Source organism: Saccharothrix algeriensis (assembly GCF_016907655.1).
GTDB lineage: Bacteria > Actinomycetota > Actinomycetes > Mycobacteriales > Pseudonocardiaceae > Actinosynnema > Actinosynnema algeriense.
This window is the reverse complement of the sequence record NZ_JAFBCL010000001.1, coordinates 817,007-836,334: the sequence shown is the minus strand read 5'-3', so window position 1 is coordinate 836,334 and position 19,328 is coordinate 817,007. Positions and strand designations below refer to the sequence as shown.

Below are 19,328 nucleotides of genomic sequence, written 5' to 3'. Positions count from 1 at the left end.
CCGCCGCCCCCGCTTCCGCCCCCGCCGCGCAGGAGCGGGGTGGTGTGGGTGGTCCTGGCGCTGGTCGTGGTGCTGGTGGCCGGTGGCGTCGCGGCCTGGCTGACCCTGGGCGGTGACGACAGCGGGTCTCCGGGTGACGCCCGGGACGGCAACGCGGCCGACGACGCGGGGTGTTCGGGCGACTACTGCATCGGCGGGTACCGGTACGTCAACGCCTGCGGCCTGCTCGACCCGTCGAGCACGGCCGCCCGGATCGGACCGATCGGCAACGACGGCCTGCACGTGCAGGAGTCCTTCAGCGACCCCCTGCCGACCGCGGACCCGGCCTCGCCGCCGACGTGGCCCTTCTCGGTGCGGTCGCGCTGCGACGTCAGGACCGTCGACTACGAGAAGGCGGCGTTCCGCACGGTGACGTTGGAGCTGGAGCAGTACTCCAAGGACGGGGTGGTGGAGGAGGGAACCGCCCAGCGGGGCCGGTCGCTGCCGGGCGTCGACAACGCCGTCGTGCAGGACGAGGACGGCGCCGCGAAGGTCTTCGGCCGGGTCCGCAACACGCGCTTCAGGCTGGACCTGGTCTGGAGCAACAGGAAACCGCCCATCCCCGACACGACGCTCACCGCGCTGGTCGATGGCATCGTCAAAGGGGTGGCCGACGCCCCCAGCGCGCCCGCGGACCTCGGTGAGCTGCGCGACGGTGACCGACGCCTGCACCGTGTTCACCGGCGAGGACTTCCAGGACGCGGTGGACTACGTCGTCGACCCGACCAACGTCCACCGCGGCTACCACACGACGCTGGTGGGCGCGGTCACCAGGACGTGCAGGCGCACCACCGCCACGCTCGACCGCAAGCGCCCGGCCCCGGAGGGCACCACCTACCTGGAAGGGGCGATGGCGCCCAAGGTCACGACCACCCGGCACCCCGATGCCGCCGCCGCGCGGGCGGCGGCGGCGAAGGACCGGCGCGGCATCTCCGGCGCGGTGGACCTCCCCGGCCTCGGCGACGGCGCCGTGTTCGGAGTGGCCGGCTCCGCCTTCGCCCTGGTGTTCACGAAGGGCGCCCACCAGGTCCGCGTCGACTGCGGGCTCACCAACGGCAACGCGGACTGGACCCCCGCCGACATGCGCGCCCGCCTCGAACCCGTCGCCGCCGCCATCGCCGCCCGGATGCCCTGACGGTGGCGGACCGCGGCGGCGCGTCCTGCCCGGCGGTCACGACCTCGCCGACGCCGGCCGGTCGTGGACCCGGCCGCTGACGACGATCCGCCCGGCGACCAGGGCCGGCGGCTACCGCCGGGCCGTGGCCGCGACCAGGGTCGAGGAGATGTGCGCCTGCCCGGGACTGGTCGGGACGAAGAGCGTCTCGATGCCGCCGAGGTGGCGGTTCATCCGGGCCATCGGCAACTCGTGCGCCAGGTCGGCCGGGGTGCGCACGCCGCGCACGATCACGTCGATCCCCGCCGCGCGGCAGTAGTCGACCAGCAGTCGGCCGGGGCTGGAGTCCACCACGACGTTGGCCAAGTCGCCGGTCATCCGGGTCAGCAGGGCCAGGCGCTCGGCCAGGGGGAGCCGGCCCGCCTTGTCCGGGTTGGTCAGCACGCACAGGACGACCTCGTCGAACAGGCCGGCGGCGCGGCGCGCCACGTCGAGGTGCCCCTGCGTGGCGGGGTCGAAGGAGCCGGGGAAAACGGCGCGCACGACTTGCCATGGTAACCACCACCCGGTGGACCGGGAACCGACGCCGCCCGACCCCGGCCGTGATCCGCGCCCGCACCGCCGCAGGTCGACCGGACCCGCACCCGACCCGTCGGCCCGGCTCAGCGGTCTCCTGCGGCAAAAGAGGACCGGTCAGGGGCCCTTTAATCCTGAACGGAACCCGCACGTGGTCGGGGACTTCCGGTGGATCTCCGCGCCACCCCCTTGCCACTGATCGTCGTTATCTCGTCACCTGTATGGCGGATGGTAGTCACGGGCGGCTCATGAGGATCATGGGGTGCACTGGCCCAGGGAGGGGCCATCCGATTCCCGGATCGCCGGTGGTCCGTTCGCGGCACCGCGCCCTGCGATTCGAGTCGACCTGGAGAAAGCGGCGCGCATATCGGCCGTCCTGCATCGACCCGGGGGAGGGAACCGTGGAAGTAGGAATCAGCCTGCCACTCCACGACCCCATTTCCCTCGTCTACTGGTCACGCCGGCCGTGCCGGCCGGTTACGGCTGCACGGGTGAAGCGCACCGCATCGTCGATTACACGGTCACCACCCCCGAAGGTCTCCGCAGGACCGTGGACCAGTACGCCGACCACGGCGTGGGCGAGGTGATCTTCTGTTGCCGGGGGTGCGACCCGGGCCCTTTCGAACGCGCCGCACGAGTCCGCAGGAGTGGATTTCATGGATTTCGGTGAAGCGCAGTCGGTGTTCGGCGCGAATGCTCGCGAGTACGCGCTGCACAGGCCAGGCTATCCGCCGGAGGCGGTGGCGTGGGCGATCGGTCTCGACCACCCGGCCCGGGTGCTGGACCTCGGCGCGGGAACGGGGAAGCTCACCGCCGCGCTGCTCGCCGCCGGGCACGAGGTGGTCGCCGTGGAACCGGATCCCGCGATGCTGGCCGAGTTGTCCGCGGCCCACGCCGGGGTCCCGGCGCTGGTCGGCTCGGCGGAGCGGATCCCGCTGCCGGACTCGGACGTCGACGCCGTGCTCGCCGGGCAGGTGCTGCACTGGGTGGACGGCGAGCGGGCCTACCCGGAGGTGGCGCGGGTCCTGCGGCCCGGCGGCGCCGTCGCGGGGCTGTGGAACTCCGACGAGCTCCAGTGGATCGCGCAGGTCCTGAACGAGGAGGACGCGGCCGGGAAGGACGCGGCCGGGGAGGACGCCCGGTGGGAGGGGTACTTCCCGGACCGGCTGTTCACCGACGAGTCGCACCGCTCCTTCGCCAACCCGCGCCGGCACACCGTCGACTCGTTGGTGAGCACGATCGCGACGTACTCGGCGCTGCTGCGGCTGCCGGAGCCGGAACGGGCGCGGCGGCTGGCCTCGACGCGGGCCGCGCTGACCGACGCCCTGGGCGCGGACCGGGAGTTCGAGGTGCCGTCGCGGACCCATGTCATCCGTGCGCGCAGGCGCTGAGCCCGGTCCCGGTCCCGGTCGCGGCGAGCACGCCGGGTGGGGCGCGCCCGGCCGCGCGGCTACTCCCGGTCCGGCGAACCCGACCGCGCCGCCGGTTCCGCCGGGTCGGCGCTCGCCGCCGGCCCACCCGCGCCCAGCCGCCGGTGCAGCGCGACCGACGCCGCGCCGAACCCGACGAGCAGGGCGAAGGCCCAGCTCAGCGCGGTGGTCGGGGAGAGGGCCAGGGAGCGGCCCACCGAGTAGGTGCCGCCACCGACGAAACCGGCGATCGCGGTGGCCGACGTCTCGGAGAACGCGACCGCCGTCGCCACCGGGAGCACCCGGTCGGCGGGCAGGTCGTCCATGGCCGTGGCCGAGAACCTCGGGTAGGCGACCCCCATCCCGAGCCCCGCGGCGAACCACCCGCCGATCAGCACGACCAGCGCCACCGTCCCGCCGAGGGCGGTCTGCGTGGCGAGCGCGGCGAGCAGCCCGAGGGTGACCAGGGCGAGGCCGACGACCTGCGGCCGGGGCAGCCACCGCTCGGCCAGCTCCGGCTTGAACCCGGTGATGGACCAGGCGGCCAGGCCCGCGCCGACGGCGACCGTGCCGGCCACGATGTCGTGGCCCAGACCGGTGATCGCGGCGAGCGAGATGATGCCCGCCCCGCCGAAGTAGCACAGGCACAGCAGGTGCAGCAGCACCACCTTGCCCAGCCGGGCCCGCTCCGGCCCGACCTGGGCGCGCAGGATGCGCAGGCTCGCGACGACGGCCACCGCGCAGCCCGCGGCCAGCAGGCCGATGCCGGCCGCGCCCCCGGGGAGGGTGGCCGAGGTCGCCAGCAACAGCCCGCCCAGCAGCGCGGCCACCCAGACCAGCGACGGGCGCGCCGCCGTGCTGCGCTGCCACGGCACCAGGTCGATCTGCTTGCCGATCAGCACCCGGCCGACGACGACCAGCAGCGCGGGCCAGGCCAACGCGGCCCGCCAGCCCCACGCGAGGGTGACCACGGCGTTGATCGCCGGGCCGACCATCGAGGGCAGCAGCCACATGATCGCGAACAGGCCGTAGACGCGGGTGCGCTCCTCGTCCTGGAACAGCCCGCCGAGGATCGACAGCCCGAACCCGGCGAGCATCCCGCCCGCGACGCCGCGGACGACCGTGCCGATCAGGATCATCGGCATCCCGACCGCCGCGACCGCCAGCACCGACCCCAGGACGAACAGGCCGGTCGCCACGCCCAGCAGGGTGATCGGCCGCAGCCGCGCGAACGGCGCGGAACCCACCGCCAGGACCAGGATCTGGGCGAACGACCCGGCGGCGAGCGTCGCGCCGTACAGGCTCGCGCCGTCGAGGTCGTCGGCGGCGATCGGCAGCACCGACGAGTAGGCGATGCTCTGGACGGCTCCGCCGAACTCGGTGAACAGCAGCGCGAGCAGGATCGCGCCGCGCCGCCCGGAGAAAATGGCCCGCAGGCTCGTGGACGCTTCCCCGGCCCGCTTCCTCGGCGTCCCCACGGTGTCACTCCGCCCGGGTCGCGGCGCGACGGCCGTCGCGCCGCGGCGCCGTGGTGTCGGGTTCCCCCGCGGACAGGGTCGGGTGGAAGGCGTAGCGCAAGGGACTCCCTCCCCCCAGGGCGGCTGCCGTGCCTGCCGAGTCCTCAGTCCTATCGAATTGTTCCGGCGCGCTCAACTCCCGCCGAGGCGGTCGGTGGCGATCCGACCCCGGCCGCGCCGGAGCGGTCGGGCCGGGTCACACCCCCCGCAGGGGCGGGTAGGGCTCGCCGGGCGGGTGTTGCGACCTGTTGGCGTTCCTGGCTTCTTCGAGCTGGTCCTCCAGGGTGACGATCCGGCAGGCGGCATCCAGGCCGGTGCCCTGGTCGACCAGTTCCCGGACGCGGGCGGCCAAGCGCAGTTGGGAACGGGAGTACCGGCGGTGGCCGCCGGCCGAGCGCTGCGGTGCGATCAGCCCGGCCTCGTCCAGGCTCCGCAGGAACCCCGCCGAGGTGTCGAGCATCTCCGCGGCCCGCCCCATGGTGTAGGCGGGGTAGTCGTCGTCGTCGAACTTCTCGGCCTTGGGCTTCTCGGCCTTGGCCCGCGCTTCCGCGTTCTGCCGTTCGTGGGCTTCGTCTGGGGTCATCGCGCCTCCGCATCACGAGGGGCCCCGGCGCAGTAGCGCCGGGGCCCCGGGGTGTTGGGTTCCACTTCCACCTAGCCGACCGTGAGACCGGCTTCCTCTGTCCGCGCCACCCGCACTGGAAGCGGGCGCTGCGGGGATCGCTTGTGCGTGACCGAAGACCACCTTCCGTTCCGATGGAACCGCGGTACCCGTCCGGTCGAGTTCAACCGAGACCGGGCGATCCGATGGTGTGCAACCCTTCCCTTCTCCTCTGATCACTGACTCGTACAACCTCACGTGACGGTCGGCACCGGTCCTGGTGCACATGCCGGAATCACCTCGCCGACCGCCCTCGGCCACCTGCGCGGAGCCCCTTTCACCGATCGGCTCCGGCAGACCTGGCCGTACTGCACCTGCTGCTACCTCTTGCTACTGCTTCGACCACTTTCCACTTCACCCGGTCGCCGGCGCCGGAATCGTTCCTCCGGTCTTGACCGCCGATCGACCCCTGGTCCACTGCCGCGAGGCCCCTTCACCGACTGGCCCCCGGCACGTCCGACCGTCTTGCCTCGAACTCACGGGCAGTTCGTCATCTCCCGTGCCATCGAATCCTTCTCTTCCGACGAGGAGAACACTACACGCAGTGGGGCGCGAATGTCTACTCCCGCTGGCACAGATTTACTCGTCTGGGTGACAGAGGCCCGCTCACCAGCGGTGATGCGCCGCCCCGGCCGAGGTCGAGCGGCACGAGGGGCCCGCCGGCCGGCTCCGGGGCGGGGAGCGCCGCCCCGGAGCCGGCCGGCGGCAGGTCGGTGAAATCGGCTTCCGCGGTCCGCCGCGCGCCGTGCACAATCACGGCGTGCCCGATCGCGACCTGCTCCGCTGGCAGTTCGACCTGACCTGGTCGCTGTTCGAGTACCACCTGGAACGGCTGGCGCCCGAGGACCACCTCTGGGAACCGGTCGGCTCGGTGTGGACGATCCGGGACGGGGCGCCGGACTGGGCCGAGACCGAGCCCGAACCGGTGCCGGTGCCCACCATCGCCTGGGTGTCCTGGCACGTGGGCTGGTGGTGGTCGGTCGCGATCGACCACGTGCTGGGGCGCACCCCGCGCCACCGCGCGGAGGTCTCGTGGCCCGGGCCGGACCGGGCGGCGGACTGGCTGCGCGGCCTGCGCGACGAGTGGACCGGGCTGCTGCCGACCCTGGACCTGTCCGCGCCGTCCACCTTCCCGTGGCGGGACCGCACGGTCGGGCACACCGTGGCGTGGGTGAACGCCGAACTGATGAAGAACGTGTCCGAGATCGGGCAATTGCGCCTCCTCCGGGTCGCCGCGTCGGCGAACCCGGACGTCGGCGGTCACCCGGGCTGAGCGCCTGCCGCGCCGCCGGCGCACCCGCCGCCCGACCCGCTCGTGCCGGGCGCGGGCACCACGGCGGTGCGACGCCCGGAGCGCCCCGCGCGCGCCCGAACCCTTCCACAATGCCCTGCCCGGAGTGGGCGGTCTATTCAGGCACGTGATTTCGGCGAGGTGTCGGTGTCCGGTATGCCGGATGAATGCGCTTTCGGCGACCGGTGGTGAAGTCCGACGGGCACGCGAACCGCCCGATCCCGATTTGCCGCGATCCACTGCGTGAACCCGCAGTGCGTCACGTCCCCGCGGCCTCCGATGAAAGCGCCGTGCCCGGCCGCCGGCGCTGGTTCGGTCTTCGCCAACGCTCCTGACCCGTCGGGCGCCAACTGAGACGCGAGCCGGGCGAGCAGGGCTTTTGCTCCCGCGATGTGGGAAGAGTTCCGGTCACCACTCGAACGGAGCAGTGGTGAAACGCCGGTCCACCCGTGGTCCGGATCAATCCGCACTCCGTTCACCCCTTGTGACACGCATCACGATTGACCGGTGAAAAGAGCGTATGTAGCGTGATTTAAATATCGGCGGTGTTCGTCGTCGGCTCTGGGGGAAATCTTGTCAGCGAAACACGCGCGCGGTATCGCCGTGGGCTGGGTGAATCGAGTGGTGCGGGAAATCGCGCTGTCGGCTGGGCGCACCGGTGCCGCTGCTTCCTGAGCCCGGCCCGAAGAGGACGCTGGCCGCGGCCACCCTGATCGGCACGGTCGGGAAGGGCATCTTCCTCACCGCGGCCGTGCTGTACTTCGTCCGGGTGGTGCGCCTCGAACCGGAGCTGGTGGGGCTGGGGCTCAGCGTCGCCGGGTTCGTGGCGGTGGTCAGCGGGATCCTGGTCGGCCGGGCGGCCGACCGGTGGGGGCCGCGCGGCGCATACGTCGCGTGCCTGGTCACCGGCGGCGCGTCCACCGGGGCGTTCACGCTGGTCGGTTCGTTCTGGGTGTTCCTGGTGCTGGCGGCGGTGGCCACCGCGGCGCAGTCCGCGGGCCTGGTGGCCAGGGGCCCGATCATCAACCGGTACGGCGGCGCCCGGCCGCAGGAGTTCCGCGCCTACATCCGGTCGGTGACCAACGTCGGCATCGCGGCGGGCGCCGCGCTGGCCGGGTGGGTGGCCACTGTGGACACCCGCCAGGCTTACGTCCTGGTGCTGCTGCTCAACGCGGCCTGCCTGGTCGGGTCGGCCGCGGTGATGCTGCGGGTGCCCGCGATCCGACCGGAGCCGAAGGCGGACGGGCCGACCTGGACCGCGCTGCGCGACCTGCCGTACCTGGCGGTGTCCCTGCTCGACGGCGTGCTGTCGATCCAGTACCGGGTGCTCACCGTGGCCATCCCGCTGTGGGTGGTCACCGCCACCACGGCCCCGCGCTGGGTCATCTCGGCGATCGTCGTGCTCAACACGGCGATCGTGGTCCTGTTCCAGGTGCGGGCCGCCCGGAACGTCGACACGCCCGCCGAGGGCGGCCGGACCATGCGCCGGGCCGGGTTCGCGCTCCTCGCGGCCTGCGTCGTGATCGCCTGGTCGGCGGGCGCCCCGACGTGGGCGGCGGTGGCCCTGCTGCTGGTCGCCGCCGTGATCCACACCATCGGCGAGCTGTGGCAGGCCGCGGGCGGGTTCGAGCTGTCCTTCGCGCTCGCGCCCACCCGGGCGCAGGGCCAGTACCTCGGCGTGTTCGGGATCGGCATGGCCCTGGCCGAGAGCACCGGACCCGCCCTGCTGACCGCGCTGTGCATCGGGTGGGGCGCGCCCGGCTGGCTCGTGGTGGGCGCGCTGTTCGCCGCCGCCGGGCTGGTCACCCCCTTCGTGGTCGCCTGGGCCGAACGAACCAGGGACCGGTACACCAGGATCGCGACAACCGAAGAAAAGCTGCCGTCCGCGCCTCGACTGGGAACAGGGACACCACTCTCGTGACATCGCAACGCGCTGAGCTGACGCCACAGATGCTCCAGTACGCCGAGAAGTTCGACGACCGCGGCGACATCCGCTGGCTGCCCTACCTGATGTACTTCCACCCCACCGACCACCGCAGCGAGGTGGTCAACACCGACGCGCTGGGCTTCCGCCTCTCGCACGGCGCGGACGGCCACGCCTCGGCGGGCGGCCGGGTGCCCGACGGGCCGGTGCGGCTGATCGCGGGCTCGTCCACCGTCTTCGGCATCGGCGCCTCCCGCGACGAGGCGACGCTCGCCTCGCGGCTGTGGACCGAGCACGCGCCGTCGACGCCGTGGTTGAACTTCGGCGGTCGCAGCCACAACTCGACGCAGGAGCTGATGCTGTTCCTGCTGTACCGGCACCTGGTGCCGCAGGTCGAGGAGATCGTGCTGTTCTCGGGGTTCAACAACCTGGGCCTGGCCCGGCTGCCCGAGTCCAAGCGCGGCGACCACGGCGGGTTCTTCAACTCCGCCGAGTTCTTCGAGGCGATCGACGACCTGCGCGCCAAGGGGCGCAAGTCCGCCTTCTCCCGGCTGCGGTCGCGGCCCGCGCCCGCGCCGGAGCCCGTGCCGGAGCTCGACGAGCAGATCGCCATCGCGGTCGACCTGACGCTGCGCCACCTCGACATCTGGCGGCTGCTGGCGCAGGCGACCGGCGCCAAGCTGACCTACGTGCTCCAGCCGCTGGCCACGTGGGTGCGCGAGGAGCACGCCCCGCAGGAGCGGGCCCTGTTCGCCGAGCTGGACGCGATCTCCGACTTCGGCCGCGCCTACGGCGACATCGCGGCCATGTCCTCGGGCCGGCGCTACGCGGCCGGGCTCGCCGAGGGCTGCGCGCGCCTGGGGGTCCCGTTCGTCGACCTGAACCCCGTCCTGGCCGACGCGGTCGGCCCCCGCGACTGGGTCTTCGTCGACCGGATCCACTTCACCGACGAAGGCCACGACCTGGTCTCCGGCCTGCTGGCCAAGCACGTCCTCGGATTATCGAACTGACGCGTCAGGAGAGGTGGACCACCCGATGAGCTTCCTCCGTCGACTCGTGGCGAAGTTGTTCGGCCGCAAGAAGAAGAAGGCCGACGACGCCTCGATCTACCCGATGTTCTGATGAGCGCCGACCTGACCACCGCGCGCTCCGCCTACGCGAGCGCGTTGGACCCGGAGTGCCTGCTGTCGGGCGAGGCGGTCGTCCGCGGCCTGCGCGCGGTGCTGGACCGCGACGCGGACCCGGCGCGCCCGCTGCCCGAGCTGCGCGCCGACGTCGCTGCGTGGGCGCGGGCCGAGCGCGACAGGTACCTCGCCCTGGGGGAGAAGGCCGTCGGCGACGGCGACCGGGCCAGCCTGGTCCGCCGGGCCGTGCTGGGCTGCGCGCCGCTGGCGCTGCGCTCCGGCGCGTGGCTCCAGTGGCTCAGCGGCATGGGCCGCGCCGAGGACGCGGTGTCGCTGCGCGTGCTGGCGCTCTACGCCGGGGACGTCGGGGCCGGCCACCCGCACGCGTCGCGCGGCGCGGCGTTCCTGGCGGTGCTGCGGGAGCTGCGGCTGGCCGAGCACGCCGTGCCCGCGGCCAACCTGGTGCTCGACGAGCGCGTGCCGGACTGGGCGTTCCACGTGCCCGCCGTGCTGCTGCTGATGAGCAGGCGGCCCGACGAGTTCGACGCCGAACTGCTCGGCGCCGACCTGTGCCTGCGCACGGTGGGGCTGCTGCCCGCGCTCCGGCTGCCGCGCGACTCGGTGCCGGCCGACTGGGCCGCCATCGACCCGGCCTGCGCGCGCGAACCGGGCGGCGAGCCGGCGCTCGCGCTGGCCGAGGAGGTCGCGACCGCGCGGGCCGCCGACGCCGAGCGGGTCGCCCTGGGCTTCCGGTGGGCGTGCGCGGCGCTGCGCCGCTGGAACGAGGACCTGCGCGCCGACCTGGACGCCGCGCTCGACCCGGCGCACGACATGGCGGAGCTGATCCGGCTGCGGGCCAGGGAGGGCGCGGTCTACCACCAGGACTACCGGCTCGGCGAGGACACCCTCTCGGCGCTGCTCGCGCGGGCCCGCACCGACCCGGCGCCGGTGCTGGCCGCGCTGGCGGGCAGCAGGCTGGTCAAGCCGGGCGACGCCGACGGCAGCCCGCTGGTGAACGGGCTGATCGGCGAGCGCGGCCCGATGTTCCGGGTGTTCGCCCCCGAGGACGTCACGGTGATCCGCCGGTGGATCGACGGCCTGCCCGACGCCCGGACGGCCCCGCCGCGGGTCGGCACGGCGCTGCCCGCGCTGCCGCCGCTGGAACCCGACGAGCACGGGACCGAGCCGGCGGACATCCGCGACGCGTACCACCGCCTGCTGTCGCGCGCCGACACACCGGCGCTGCGCGCGTGGGCGCGCCGGTACGTGCGCGGCTGGCTGGCCCGCTCGGCGCACCACATCGACGACACCGAGCTGATGCTGCCGCGCGCCTGGCCCGCGGAGGGGCTGCGCCCGTGGCTGGTCGAGCAGCACGACCGGCACGACCGCGAGTTCGAGGCGGGCTCGGGCGGGACGGTGCCCAGCAGGCAGGCGCTGGTCGAGTCCACCGTGCAGCTCGCGCCGCTGACCCTGATCGACGGCTCCTGGCTCCAGGGCTTCACCGACTACGAGCAGGCGTCCGGCCAGATCGGGTTCTCGCTGTTCGAGACCTACTGGGACGAGCTGGGCAACGGCGAGGTGCGGCTGAACCACCCGCTGATCTACCGGGCGCTGCTGCGCGAGATGGGCGTCGAGCCGCCGCCGACGGCGACGCCCGCGTTCGCGCGGTGGGAGGGTTTCCACGACCGGTCGTTCGAGCTGCCGGTGTACTGGCTCAGCCTCGGCCGGTTCCCGCGCACCTTCCTGCCCGAGGTGCTCGGCATGAACCTGGCGATGGAGCTGTCCGGCGTGGGCGGCAGCTACCGCCGGGCGCGGATCGCCTTGAAGGAGCACGGGTTCAGCACCCGCTTCGTCGACATCCACAACACCATCGACAACGTCGCGAGCGGCCACTCCGCCTGGGCGGCCGACGCCATCGCCACCTACATGTGCGCGTTGCCGGCGGACGCGACGGACCACGCGTGGTCGCGCGTCCGCGTCGGCTTCCGCTCCCTCACCCCACCCGACGGCCACCTGGCCCGCCGCGCGCAGCGCAAGGCGGCGCGCCGGTGAACCCCCGTGGAGCACCCATGACCGGCAGCGCCCCGATCCTGGGGATCTCGGCCTTCTACCACGACAGCGCAGCCGCCCTGGTGGTGGACGGGGTCACCGTCGCCGCCGCGCAGGAGGAGCGGTTCAGCAGGCGCAGGCACGACTCCGCGTTCCCCGCCTCGGCGGTGCGCTACTGCCTGGAGCAGGCGGGCATCGGCGTCGGCGACCTGGGCGCCGTCGCCTACTACGAGGACCCGGGGCTGAAGTTCGGCCGGGTGCTGAGCACGCTGGCCGCCGCGGCCCCGGGCGGTTTCGCGTCGTTCCGCGAGACGCTGCCCCAGTGGCTGTCGTGGAAGCGCAGGACCGCCGACGTGGTGCGCGACCGGCTCGCCGCGATCGGCGGGCCGGTGCCGGAGGTCGTCGTGCGCCGGCACCACGAGTCGCACGCCGCGTCGGCGTTCCTGCCGAGCCCCTACGACTCCGCGGCGGTGCTGTGCGTCGACGGCGTCGGCGAGTGGGCGACCACGACGCTGTGGCACGGCCGGGGCGACGAGGTGCGGCCGATCTCGGAGATCCGCTTCCCGCACTCGCTGGGCCTGCTGTACTCGGCGTTCACCTACTTCTGCGGGTTCAAGGTCGACTCCGGCGAGTACAAGCTGATGGGCCTGGCGCCCTACGGCAAGCCGGTCCACGCCGACCTGATCCGCGAGCGGCTCATCGACGTCAAGCCGGACGGGTCGTTCCGGCTCGACATGGCCTACTTCGAGTACCTGCGCGGCCAGGTGATGACCGGCCGCGGGTTCGAGCAGCTGTTCGGCGGGCCGCGCAGGCAGCCGGAGGGCCCGCTGACCGAGCGCGAGTTCGACCTCGCCGCGTCGGTGCAGGAGGTCACCGAGGAGGTCGTGCTCAAGCTGGCCCGGCACGCGCGCGCGGTGACCGGCGAGTCGCGGCTGTGCCTGGCCGGCGGGGTCGCGTTGAACTGCGTGGCCAACGGCAAGGTCATCGAGCAGGGCGTCTTCGACGAGGTGTGGGTGCAGCCCGCCGCGGGCGACGCGGGCGGCGCGCTGGGCGCGGCGCTGGCCGTGGCCGTCGAGCGCGGCGCGGGCCGGGCGCACCTGGGCACCGGGCGGGACGCGATGTCGTCGTCGCTGCTCGGCCCCGGCTACGACGACGAGGAGATCGCGGCCTTCCTGGCCGCGGAGGGCATCCCGCACCGGCGCCTCGACCCGGCGGACCTGGCCACGACGGTGGCCGGGCTGCTGGCGGAGGGGCGGATCGTCGGGTGGTTCCAGGGCCGGATGGAGTTCGGGCCGCGCGCGCTGGGCGCGCGGTCGATCCTGGGCGACCCGCGCGACCCGGCGACGCAGACCCAGATGAACCTCAAGATCAAGTTCCGCGAGTCGTTCCGGCCGTTCGCGCCCTCGGTGCCGGCCGAGGACGCCAAGGACTACTTCGACCTGCCCCAGGAGAGCCCGTACATGCTCGTCGTCGCGCCGGTCGCGTCCGCGCAGCGGCTGGAGGCGACCTCGGCGGCGAAGGGCCTCGACCTGCTCAAGGTGCACCGCTCGACCATCCCGGCGGTGACGCACGTGGACTACTCGGCACGGGTGCAGACCGTCACGCCGACGAGCAACCCGGCCTACCACGCGCTGCTGAGCGCCTTCAAGGCCGAGACCGGGTGCCCGGTGCTGGTCAACACGTCGTTCAACGTGCGCGGTGAGCCGATCGTGAACACCCCGCGCGACGCGTACGCCTGCTTCATGCGCACCGACATCGACCACTTGGCGCTCGGCAACTTCCTCCTGGACAAGGCGGAGCAGCCGCAGTGGCGCGAGGACCGCGACTGGCGCGACGAGATCCCGCTCGACTGAGCGGGCGGAGGGGTGAACAACGTGAGAACGCTGCTGCTCGGAGCGCTCTACTTCCTGGTGGTGACGCCGATCGGGCTCGTCGCGCGGCTCGTGCGCGACCCGATGGCCCGCCGGTGGGACGAGAACGCGCAGTCGTACTGGATCCCGTCTTCGAAGGGGCGGAAGCACTGATGGCGGGCCTGCTGGCGTTCGTGGAGAGCAACCTGACCGGCACCGGCGTGCAGGCGATCACCCTGGCCAAGGAGCAGGGCCTGCGGCTGGCGTTCCTCACCGCCGACCTCGACCGCTACCGGGTGGACCCGGTGGCGTTCGACACCATCACCGGCGAGGTCGAGCACGTCCTGGCGTGTGACACGACCGACCCGGTCGCGGTGGAGAAGTGCCTGCGGGACAACGGGTTGCAGCCCGACGGCCTGATGACGGTGATGGAGTACTACGTGCCGGTGGTGGCCGCCGCGGCGAGCGCGCTCGGCCTGCCGGGCCTCTCGCCGCGGGCGGCGCGCACCGCGCGCGACAAGCTCGCCACCCGCACGGTGTGCGCGGCGGCCGGGGTGCCGGTGCCGCGCTTCCGCTACGTCGGCGAGCTGTCCGAAGTGGACGGTGCGCTGGCCGAGGTCGGGCTGCCGTGCGTGGTGAAGCCGGTGGACGAGTCGGCGAGCATCGGCGTCACGCTGTGCCGCACGCGCGAGCAGGTGGTGGCGCGGATCACCGAGCTGGCCGGGCGCACCGCCAACTCCAAGGGCCAGGCCACCAGGCCGGGCGGGCTGGTCGAGGAGTGCCTGTTCGGCCACGAGGTCAGCGTCGAGGTCTTCGCCCACGACGGGCGCACGGTCGTGCTGGGTGTCACCGACAAGCTGCTCGGCGCCACGCCGCACTTCCTGGAGCTGGGGCACACGTTCCCGTCGGTCCTGCCCGCCGCGGTGACCGACGCGGCCGTCGGCGTGGTGCGCGCCGCGCTGGACGCGATCGGGTTCGACTTCGGCCCGGCCCACGTCGAGGTCAAGCTCACCCCGCGCGGCCCGGTGCTCATCGAGATCAACGCCCGCACCGGCGGCGACTTCATCCCCGACCTGGTCGGCAACGCCCTGGGCGTGCCCCTGCTGGCCCGGTCCATCACCGCCCACACCGGCGGCGCGCCCGACCTCGAACCCCGGTGGCGCCGGGGCTCGGCCATCCGCTTCATCGGCGGCCGGGCGGGCACGGTCACGTCGGTCTCCGGCGTGGACGACCTGGCGGAGCACTTCCCCGAGGTCGTCGGCCACCGCGTCAAGGTCGGCCCGGGTGCCACCACGCGCTGGCCGACGAACAGCCACGAACGCCTCGGTTACGTCATCACCGCCGCCGACACCCCGGCCGAGGCCGCCGTCGCCGCCGACGCCGCCCTCGCCCACCTCGCCATCGGGTTCGCGGACTGACCCGCGCCGGGGCGGGTCGGTCCGGGCGACCCGCCCCGGCGCCCGGCCCGCCGGTGGGCGCGGTCGGTCAGACCGTCGCGGTGACCACGCCGCCGAGCAGGGCGTCGCGCTCGGCGTCGGTCAGCGTGCCGAACTGGTTCGGGCTCGCGCTCGAACCGACCGGCGGCTGCTTGGCGCTGGCCGCGCACGTGGTCGTCCCGGTCGTCGCCCGGACGGCGTCGGCGACCGGCTCGCCGGTGCGGGCGGACAGCACCTCGATGCGCAGGACGCGGTTGAACAGGCGGTTCTTGAACAGGGCGTTCCCCGCGGTGCCGCCGATCACCCGGTACTCGCACTCCCGCACCTCCACCACGTCGAGCACCGTCACGCACGCGACCAGTTGCAGGGCCGTGTTCGCGGGCGACTTCCACTCGGCGGGCACCGTGGCGACGTCCGAGGTCAGGTCGACGTCGACCCCGGTCGCCGGCCCCTTCGCGGACAGGACCGCTATGCCGATCGGGTGCGGGCCCGGACCGGCGTAGGCCGCGGCGTCGGGGAAGCCGCGGCCCTCGCACACCGCGTAGTACCCGCTGGCGACGATCGACGGCGCCGCCGAAGTGGTGGTGGGGCCGGAGGGCGTGGAACTCGTCGGTTGTGTGACGGTGACGGTGACCGGGGCCGGTGGCGGCGAGGCCGTGCAGGCGGTCGCCAGCAAGCACATCGTCGTCGGCCATAAGGCGCTGCGGCTCTTCTTCCTCACGGCCGGGACGTTATCGGGCGCCGCAGCCCCCGGCGGTCGGTTCGCCGTCATCGCACTCCGATGGAGCACAGCGCGCTGTGCCGGGAACGGATCCGGCGTGCCCGCGGCCGAGCCTTCACGGTCCGAAGTGGACGTACGTCGCCCACGGGGATCGGGGCGAACGGGAGCCTCTTCCGCGCTGAGAACGTCGACCGGTGGTGGCGGACGCGGTCGAAGCCCCACTCGCGGGCGGTGGCCTCGATCTGCTCGTGGTCCCGGTAGGCCAGCTCGGCGGCTTTGGCCGTGCAGTACGCCTGCTGTGCGTCGTACCCGGTGGCCTGGTGGTTCATCGTCGGCGCGGACATCGCCCATCCTCGTGGCAGACAACCGTTGACGGGACGGCCGCGACCGCTGCCGCCCACATACCGTGCCTACCGCCGCCGCCACCCGCTGCGCCGGCCCCATGCCCGTGTTCACCCTGCCGAGGCGAGGGTTCACCCGCTCTCGCCACGAGTTGCCCGCCCGCCGGGGTGCGCGCACCCCGCGACGCGGACGGACGGGTCGCACCGCACCCCGGGGCACGCCAACCCGTTCAGGTGCGTGCGCGTGTGGCGCGACCCGATTCGCCCTATCGTTGCCGTCGAAGGGCAATCGGCGCACCGGGCTGTGATCGGATCACGTGCCGTCCGAAGGGTTCACCATGCGGGTTCTTTGCTGCGTGTCCACCTCTGTCTCCCACGCCAGGGCACTGCTGCCGGTGGCGCGCGTCCTGGCGCACGCGGGGCACGAAGTCCGGATGGCGACGACGGCGCCGCTGCTGCGCGTGTTCGACGGCGAGCCGTTCCGCGCCCGGCCGGACCTGCCGGCGCCGTTCCCCCGGGCGAACGAATCCCTCGCGGACCTGGCCGGGGCCCTGACCGGCGAGGAGGACGACATCGCCCTCGCCGGCAGGATGAGCGCCCGCCTCTTCGCCGGCCCGCACATCACCGACGGCTACCGCGCCCTCGCGGCGGTGGCCGAGCGGTTCCGCCCGGACCTCGTGCTGCGCGGCGGGGCCGAGTTCGCGGCCGTGCTGCTCGCCGAGCACCTCGGCGTCCCGCACGTCTCGGCCCCCTCCGGGAGCGCCAACGCGCTCCCGGCGGACGACCTGCTGTCCCTGCTCAACGCCCGCAACCTCGAACTGGCCCGACCCGGGTGGGACGACCTCGGGCCGCTCCACCGCCACGGGCGGCTGGACTTCATGCCCGCGCGGTACCCGTTCACCCCGCCCGACCTGCCGGCCGCGATCACCTACCGGCAGCCGGACACCGTCGCCCGGGGCGAGGTCCTGCCGGACTGGGTCCTCGCCCTGCCCGCGGACCGCCCCCTGGTGCTGGCGTCGATCGGGACGGTCATCCCCAAGCTGCGCGAGCAGGCCACCGACCCGTTCACGGTCGGCGTGCAGGCCGACGCCCTGTCGGCCCTGCTGGCCGTCACCACCGCGCTCGGCGACCTCGACTGCGTGGGCGTGGTCGCCACCGGCGGGCTGGTCCCGGCCGACTCCCCGGCGCCCGGCCACGTCCGACTCGTCGACCACTTCCCCCAGCCCCTGCTGCTGCGCTGCGCGCAGCTGTTCATCACCCACGGCGGCTACAACAGCATCCGCGAGTCGGTCGTGGCCGGCGTGCCCATGGCCGTGCTGCCCCGGTTCGGCGACCAGTTCGCCAACGCCGACCGGGTCGACGCCCTCGGCCTGGGCCTGCGCGTGACCGACGGCGCGGCGGAGGGGATCGCCGCGGTGTGCCGGACCCTGCTGACCGACCCGGCGGCGATCGCGCGGGCCCGGCTCGCGCAGCGCCACATGCTCGCCCTGCCGCCGATCGAGGACCTCGTCCCGCGCCTGGAGCAGGTCGCCGGCCGCGGCGCCGGCGCCGGGATCCCGGAGCAGGTCGGCGCGGACGGCCACGACCTCGTCGAGCGGGCCTGAGCCGGGGGCGGGGCGCGTGGCCGTTCAGGCCGAACCGCGGACCGCGTCGACCAGCCCGGCCGGTTCGGCGGGCAGCCGCTCACCCCGCCAGGCGACGTGGCCGTCCGGGCGGACCAGCACGAAGGGGCACGCGTACAACCGCGCCAGCTCCGGGTCGTCGCACTCCAGGACGCGCAGCGGGACGTCCCGCGCGTCGAAACCCGCGCGCACCCCCCGGGCGCCGCGCGGGTCGTCCTCGAAGCACAGCAGGACGAACGCCTCGCCGAAGACGTCCAATGTGGACAGCCCGGGGCGCAGCCAGGCGTGGGCGGCCCGGGTGCCGGGGTCGCTGCCCGGCCGCCAGTCCGGCGTCACGTCCGCACCGGCGTCGCCGACGACGAGCGGGGACCGGTAGCGGTAGCCGAAGTGGATCTCGGGGTTGTCGAACTCCGTGCTCGCGCCACTGGCGCGCAGCCGTTCGGCCGCCTCCGCGCGCTTCCGCGCGCCCGCCGGCGTGTCCGCGCGCAGGTCGGCGGGCAGCTCGCGGCTCAGCGTCCGCCGCAGGTGCCGGTTGGCGGCTTCCAGGCTCCGCAGGGCGACCGGCCGCCGCTCGGCCTCGTAGCTGTCCAGCAGGCGCTCGCCCGCCCAGCCGCGCAGCTGGGCGGCCAGCTTCCAGCCCAGGTCCGCGGCGTCGCCGATGCCGATGTTCATCCCGAACCCGCCGGACGGCGCCACGGTGTGGGCGGCGTCCCCGACCAGGAAGACCCGGCCGTGCCGGTAGCGGTCGGCGACCCAGTGGGTGAGGTGCCACTCGCCGTCGGACACGGGTTCGGCCGGCGTGGGGAAGGCGATCGCGTCCCGCAGCAGCGCCTTCGCGTCCGCCGCCAGCGCCGGGCCGGACACCGTGAGGTTGAACAGCTCCCGGCCGTCCATCGACCGCAGCGGGTAGCGCAGCTCGTTCGAGAGCATGAGGAAGTAGACCATGGCGACCCGCCGGCCGCGTGCGCGCAGCTGGTCGGTCAGCTCCGGCGCCCGGAACAGGATGTTGCGCAGCACCCTGGCCTCGTGCCGCGCGGGCGCGCCGATGCCGCACTCGCGCCTGACCGGGGACGAGGCGCCGTCGCACGCGACCAGGTACCGGGCTCGGATCGCGGTCGTCGCGCCGGCGTCGAGGTCGGTGACGTGCGCGGTGACGCCGTCGTCGTCCTGGGTGAACGCGTCCAGCCGGTGGCGCAGCAGCAGCGGGCCGTCCGGTGCCCTGCCCACCGCGGCCAGCAGCAGCGGTTGCAGCCAGTGCGCCGGGCAGACCTGGTCCGGTTCGGGCGTGTGCCGGAACTCCGGGCGGGTGGCGGCGGTGCCCCGCTCGAAGCGGTGCAGCTCGTGCCCGCCGACCTGGGTGACCCACGCGACGTCCAGCGGGTGGTCCGGCGGCCAGCCGGCGGCGCGGATCCTGTCCGCCAGGCCCCACCTCCGGAACAGCTCCATCGAGCGCGGCCCGATCGTGCTCACCCCGGGCAGGGGGGTGCGCCCGTCGCGGCGTTCGACGACCAGGTGGTCGACCCCGCGGTACCGGAGGTCCAGCGCCATCGCCATGCCCACCGGGCCGGCCCCGACGACCAGGACGTCCGTCTCGCGGGAGGGCGAGGGCTTGCCGCGGGCAGGCACGGGGACCACCTCCGGACATCGTCGGACC

At 73.9% G+C, this 19,328-nt stretch carries 17 protein-coding genes; 10 read left to right on the top strand and 7 right to left on the bottom strand.

Annotated elements, in window-relative coordinates; genetic code table 11:
• Positions 1-383: 383 nt before the first annotated feature.
• Positions 384-635 carry a hypothetical protein gene (locus JOE68_RS03410; protein WP_204840895.1) on the bottom strand — a complete coding sequence of 84 codons (252 nt, stop codon included), beginning with the start codon at positions 633-635 and terminating at the stop codon, positions 384-386.
• Between the two features lie 59 nt (positions 636-694).
• Between JOE68_RS03410 and JOE68_RS03405 the strand changes: the two genes are divergently transcribed.
• The gene (locus tag JOE68_RS03405) at positions 695-1,174 is read left to right on the top strand and encodes a hypothetical protein (RefSeq protein ID WP_204840894.1); all 480 of its coding nucleotides are present in this window, start codon (positions 695-697) and stop codon (positions 1,172-1,174) included.
• A 111-nt stretch (positions 1,175-1,285) separates the two neighbouring features.
• On the opposite strand, the gene coaD is transcribed toward JOE68_RS03405, so the two are convergent.
• Positions 1,286-1,696 carry a pantetheine-phosphate adenylyltransferase gene (gene coaD / locus JOE68_RS03400; protein ID WP_204840893.1) on the bottom strand — a complete coding sequence of 137 codons (411 nt, stop codon included), beginning with the start codon at positions 1,694-1,696 and terminating at the stop codon, positions 1,286-1,288.
• Between the two features lie 689 nt (positions 1,697-2,385).
• On the opposite strand from coaD, the gene JOE68_RS03395 reads away from it, so the two are divergent.
• On the top strand, positions 2,386-3,120 hold the full coding sequence (locus JOE68_RS03395) for a class I SAM-dependent methyltransferase (protein ID WP_204840891.1): 735 nt from the start codon (positions 2,386-2,388) through the stop codon (positions 3,118-3,120).
• 59 nt (positions 3,121-3,179) lie between these two features.
• Here JOE68_RS03395 and JOE68_RS03390 read toward each other — a convergent pair whose 3' ends face one another.
• Together JOE68_RS03390 and JOE68_RS03385 are read right to left on the bottom strand one after the other, a co-directional pair.
• On the bottom strand, positions 3,180-4,616 hold the full coding sequence (locus JOE68_RS03390) for an MFS transporter (RefSeq protein WP_204840889.1): 1,437 nt from the start codon (positions 4,614-4,616) through the stop codon (positions 3,180-3,182).
• A 235-nt stretch (positions 4,617-4,851) separates the two neighbouring features.
• Complete coding sequence (locus JOE68_RS03385; RefSeq protein ID WP_204840887.1) at positions 4,852-5,238, bottom strand: helix-turn-helix domain-containing protein; 387 nt, start codon at positions 5,236-5,238, stop codon at positions 4,852-4,854.
• An 838-nt stretch (positions 5,239-6,076) separates the two neighbouring features.
• Between JOE68_RS03385 and JOE68_RS03380 the strand changes: the two genes are divergently transcribed.
• The 7 genes from JOE68_RS03380 to JOE68_RS03350 all read left to right on the top strand — a co-directional run bounded on the left by JOE68_RS03380 (position 6,077) and on the right by JOE68_RS03350 (position 14,972).
• Positions 6,077-6,589 carry a DinB family protein gene (locus tag JOE68_RS03380; protein ID WP_307819488.1) on the top strand — a complete coding sequence of 171 codons (513 nt, stop codon included), beginning with the start codon at positions 6,077-6,079 and terminating at the stop codon, positions 6,587-6,589.
• 676 nt (positions 6,590-7,265) lie between these two features.
• Positions 7,266-8,528, top strand: a complete 1,263-nt coding sequence (locus JOE68_RS03375; RefSeq protein ID WP_204840885.1) for an MFS transporter — start codon at positions 7,266-7,268, stop codon at positions 8,526-8,528.
• 29 nt (positions 8,529-8,557) lie between these two features.
• Complete coding sequence (locus JOE68_RS03370; RefSeq protein ID WP_204840883.1) at positions 8,558-9,541, top strand: SGNH/GDSL hydrolase family protein; 984 nt, start codon at positions 8,558-8,560, stop codon at positions 9,539-9,541.
• 111 nt (positions 9,542-9,652) lie between these two features.
• Positions 9,653-11,707, top strand: a complete 2,055-nt coding sequence (locus JOE68_RS03365) for an iron-containing redox enzyme family protein (RefSeq protein WP_204840882.1) — start codon at positions 9,653-9,655, stop codon at positions 11,705-11,707.
• 17 nt (positions 11,708-11,724) lie between these two features.
• Positions 11,725-13,557, top strand: a complete 1,833-nt coding sequence (locus tag JOE68_RS03360; protein ID WP_204840881.1) for a carbamoyltransferase family protein — start codon at positions 11,725-11,727, stop codon at positions 13,555-13,557.
• Positions 13,558-13,578: 21 nt separating this feature from the next.
• Positions 13,579-13,728: a hypothetical protein gene (locus JOE68_RS03355; protein ID WP_204840879.1), complete on the top strand. Its 150-nt coding sequence runs from the start codon at positions 13,579-13,581 to the stop codon at positions 13,726-13,728.
• Positions 13,728-14,972, top strand: a complete 1,245-nt coding sequence (locus JOE68_RS03350) for an ATP-grasp domain-containing protein (RefSeq protein WP_204840878.1) — start codon at positions 13,728-13,730, stop codon at positions 14,970-14,972. Before JOE68_RS03355 ends, JOE68_RS03350 begins: the two co-directional genes overlap by 1 nt.
• Before the next feature lie 67 nt (positions 14,973-15,039).
• Here the strand turns inward: JOE68_RS03350 and JOE68_RS03345 are convergent, their stop codons facing one another.
• Both JOE68_RS03345 and JOE68_RS03340 read right to left on the bottom strand, forming a co-directional pair.
• Positions 15,040-15,711, bottom strand: a complete 672-nt coding sequence (locus JOE68_RS03345) for a hypothetical protein (protein ID WP_204840877.1) — start codon at positions 15,709-15,711, stop codon at positions 15,040-15,042.
• A gap of 47 nt (positions 15,712-15,758) precedes the next feature.
• The gene (locus JOE68_RS03340; protein ID WP_204840875.1) at positions 15,759-16,055 is read right to left on the bottom strand and encodes a hypothetical protein; all 297 of its coding nucleotides are present in this window, start codon (positions 16,053-16,055) and stop codon (positions 15,759-15,761) included.
• A 353-nt stretch (positions 16,056-16,408) separates the two neighbouring features.
• Here JOE68_RS03340 and JOE68_RS03335 point away from each other — a divergent pair, with 353 nt between their 5' ends.
• A complete protein-coding gene (locus JOE68_RS03335; RefSeq protein WP_307819487.1) occupies positions 16,409-17,656 on the top strand; it encodes a glycosyltransferase in 1,248 nt (415 codons plus the stop codon).
• 24 nt (positions 17,657-17,680) lie between these two features.
• Here the strand turns inward: JOE68_RS03335 and JOE68_RS03330 are convergent, their stop codons facing one another.
• On the bottom strand, positions 17,681-19,300 hold the full coding sequence (locus tag JOE68_RS03330) for an FAD-dependent monooxygenase (RefSeq protein WP_307819486.1): 1,620 nt from the start codon (positions 19,298-19,300) through the stop codon (positions 17,681-17,683).
• Positions 19,301-19,328 lie beyond the last annotated feature (28 nt).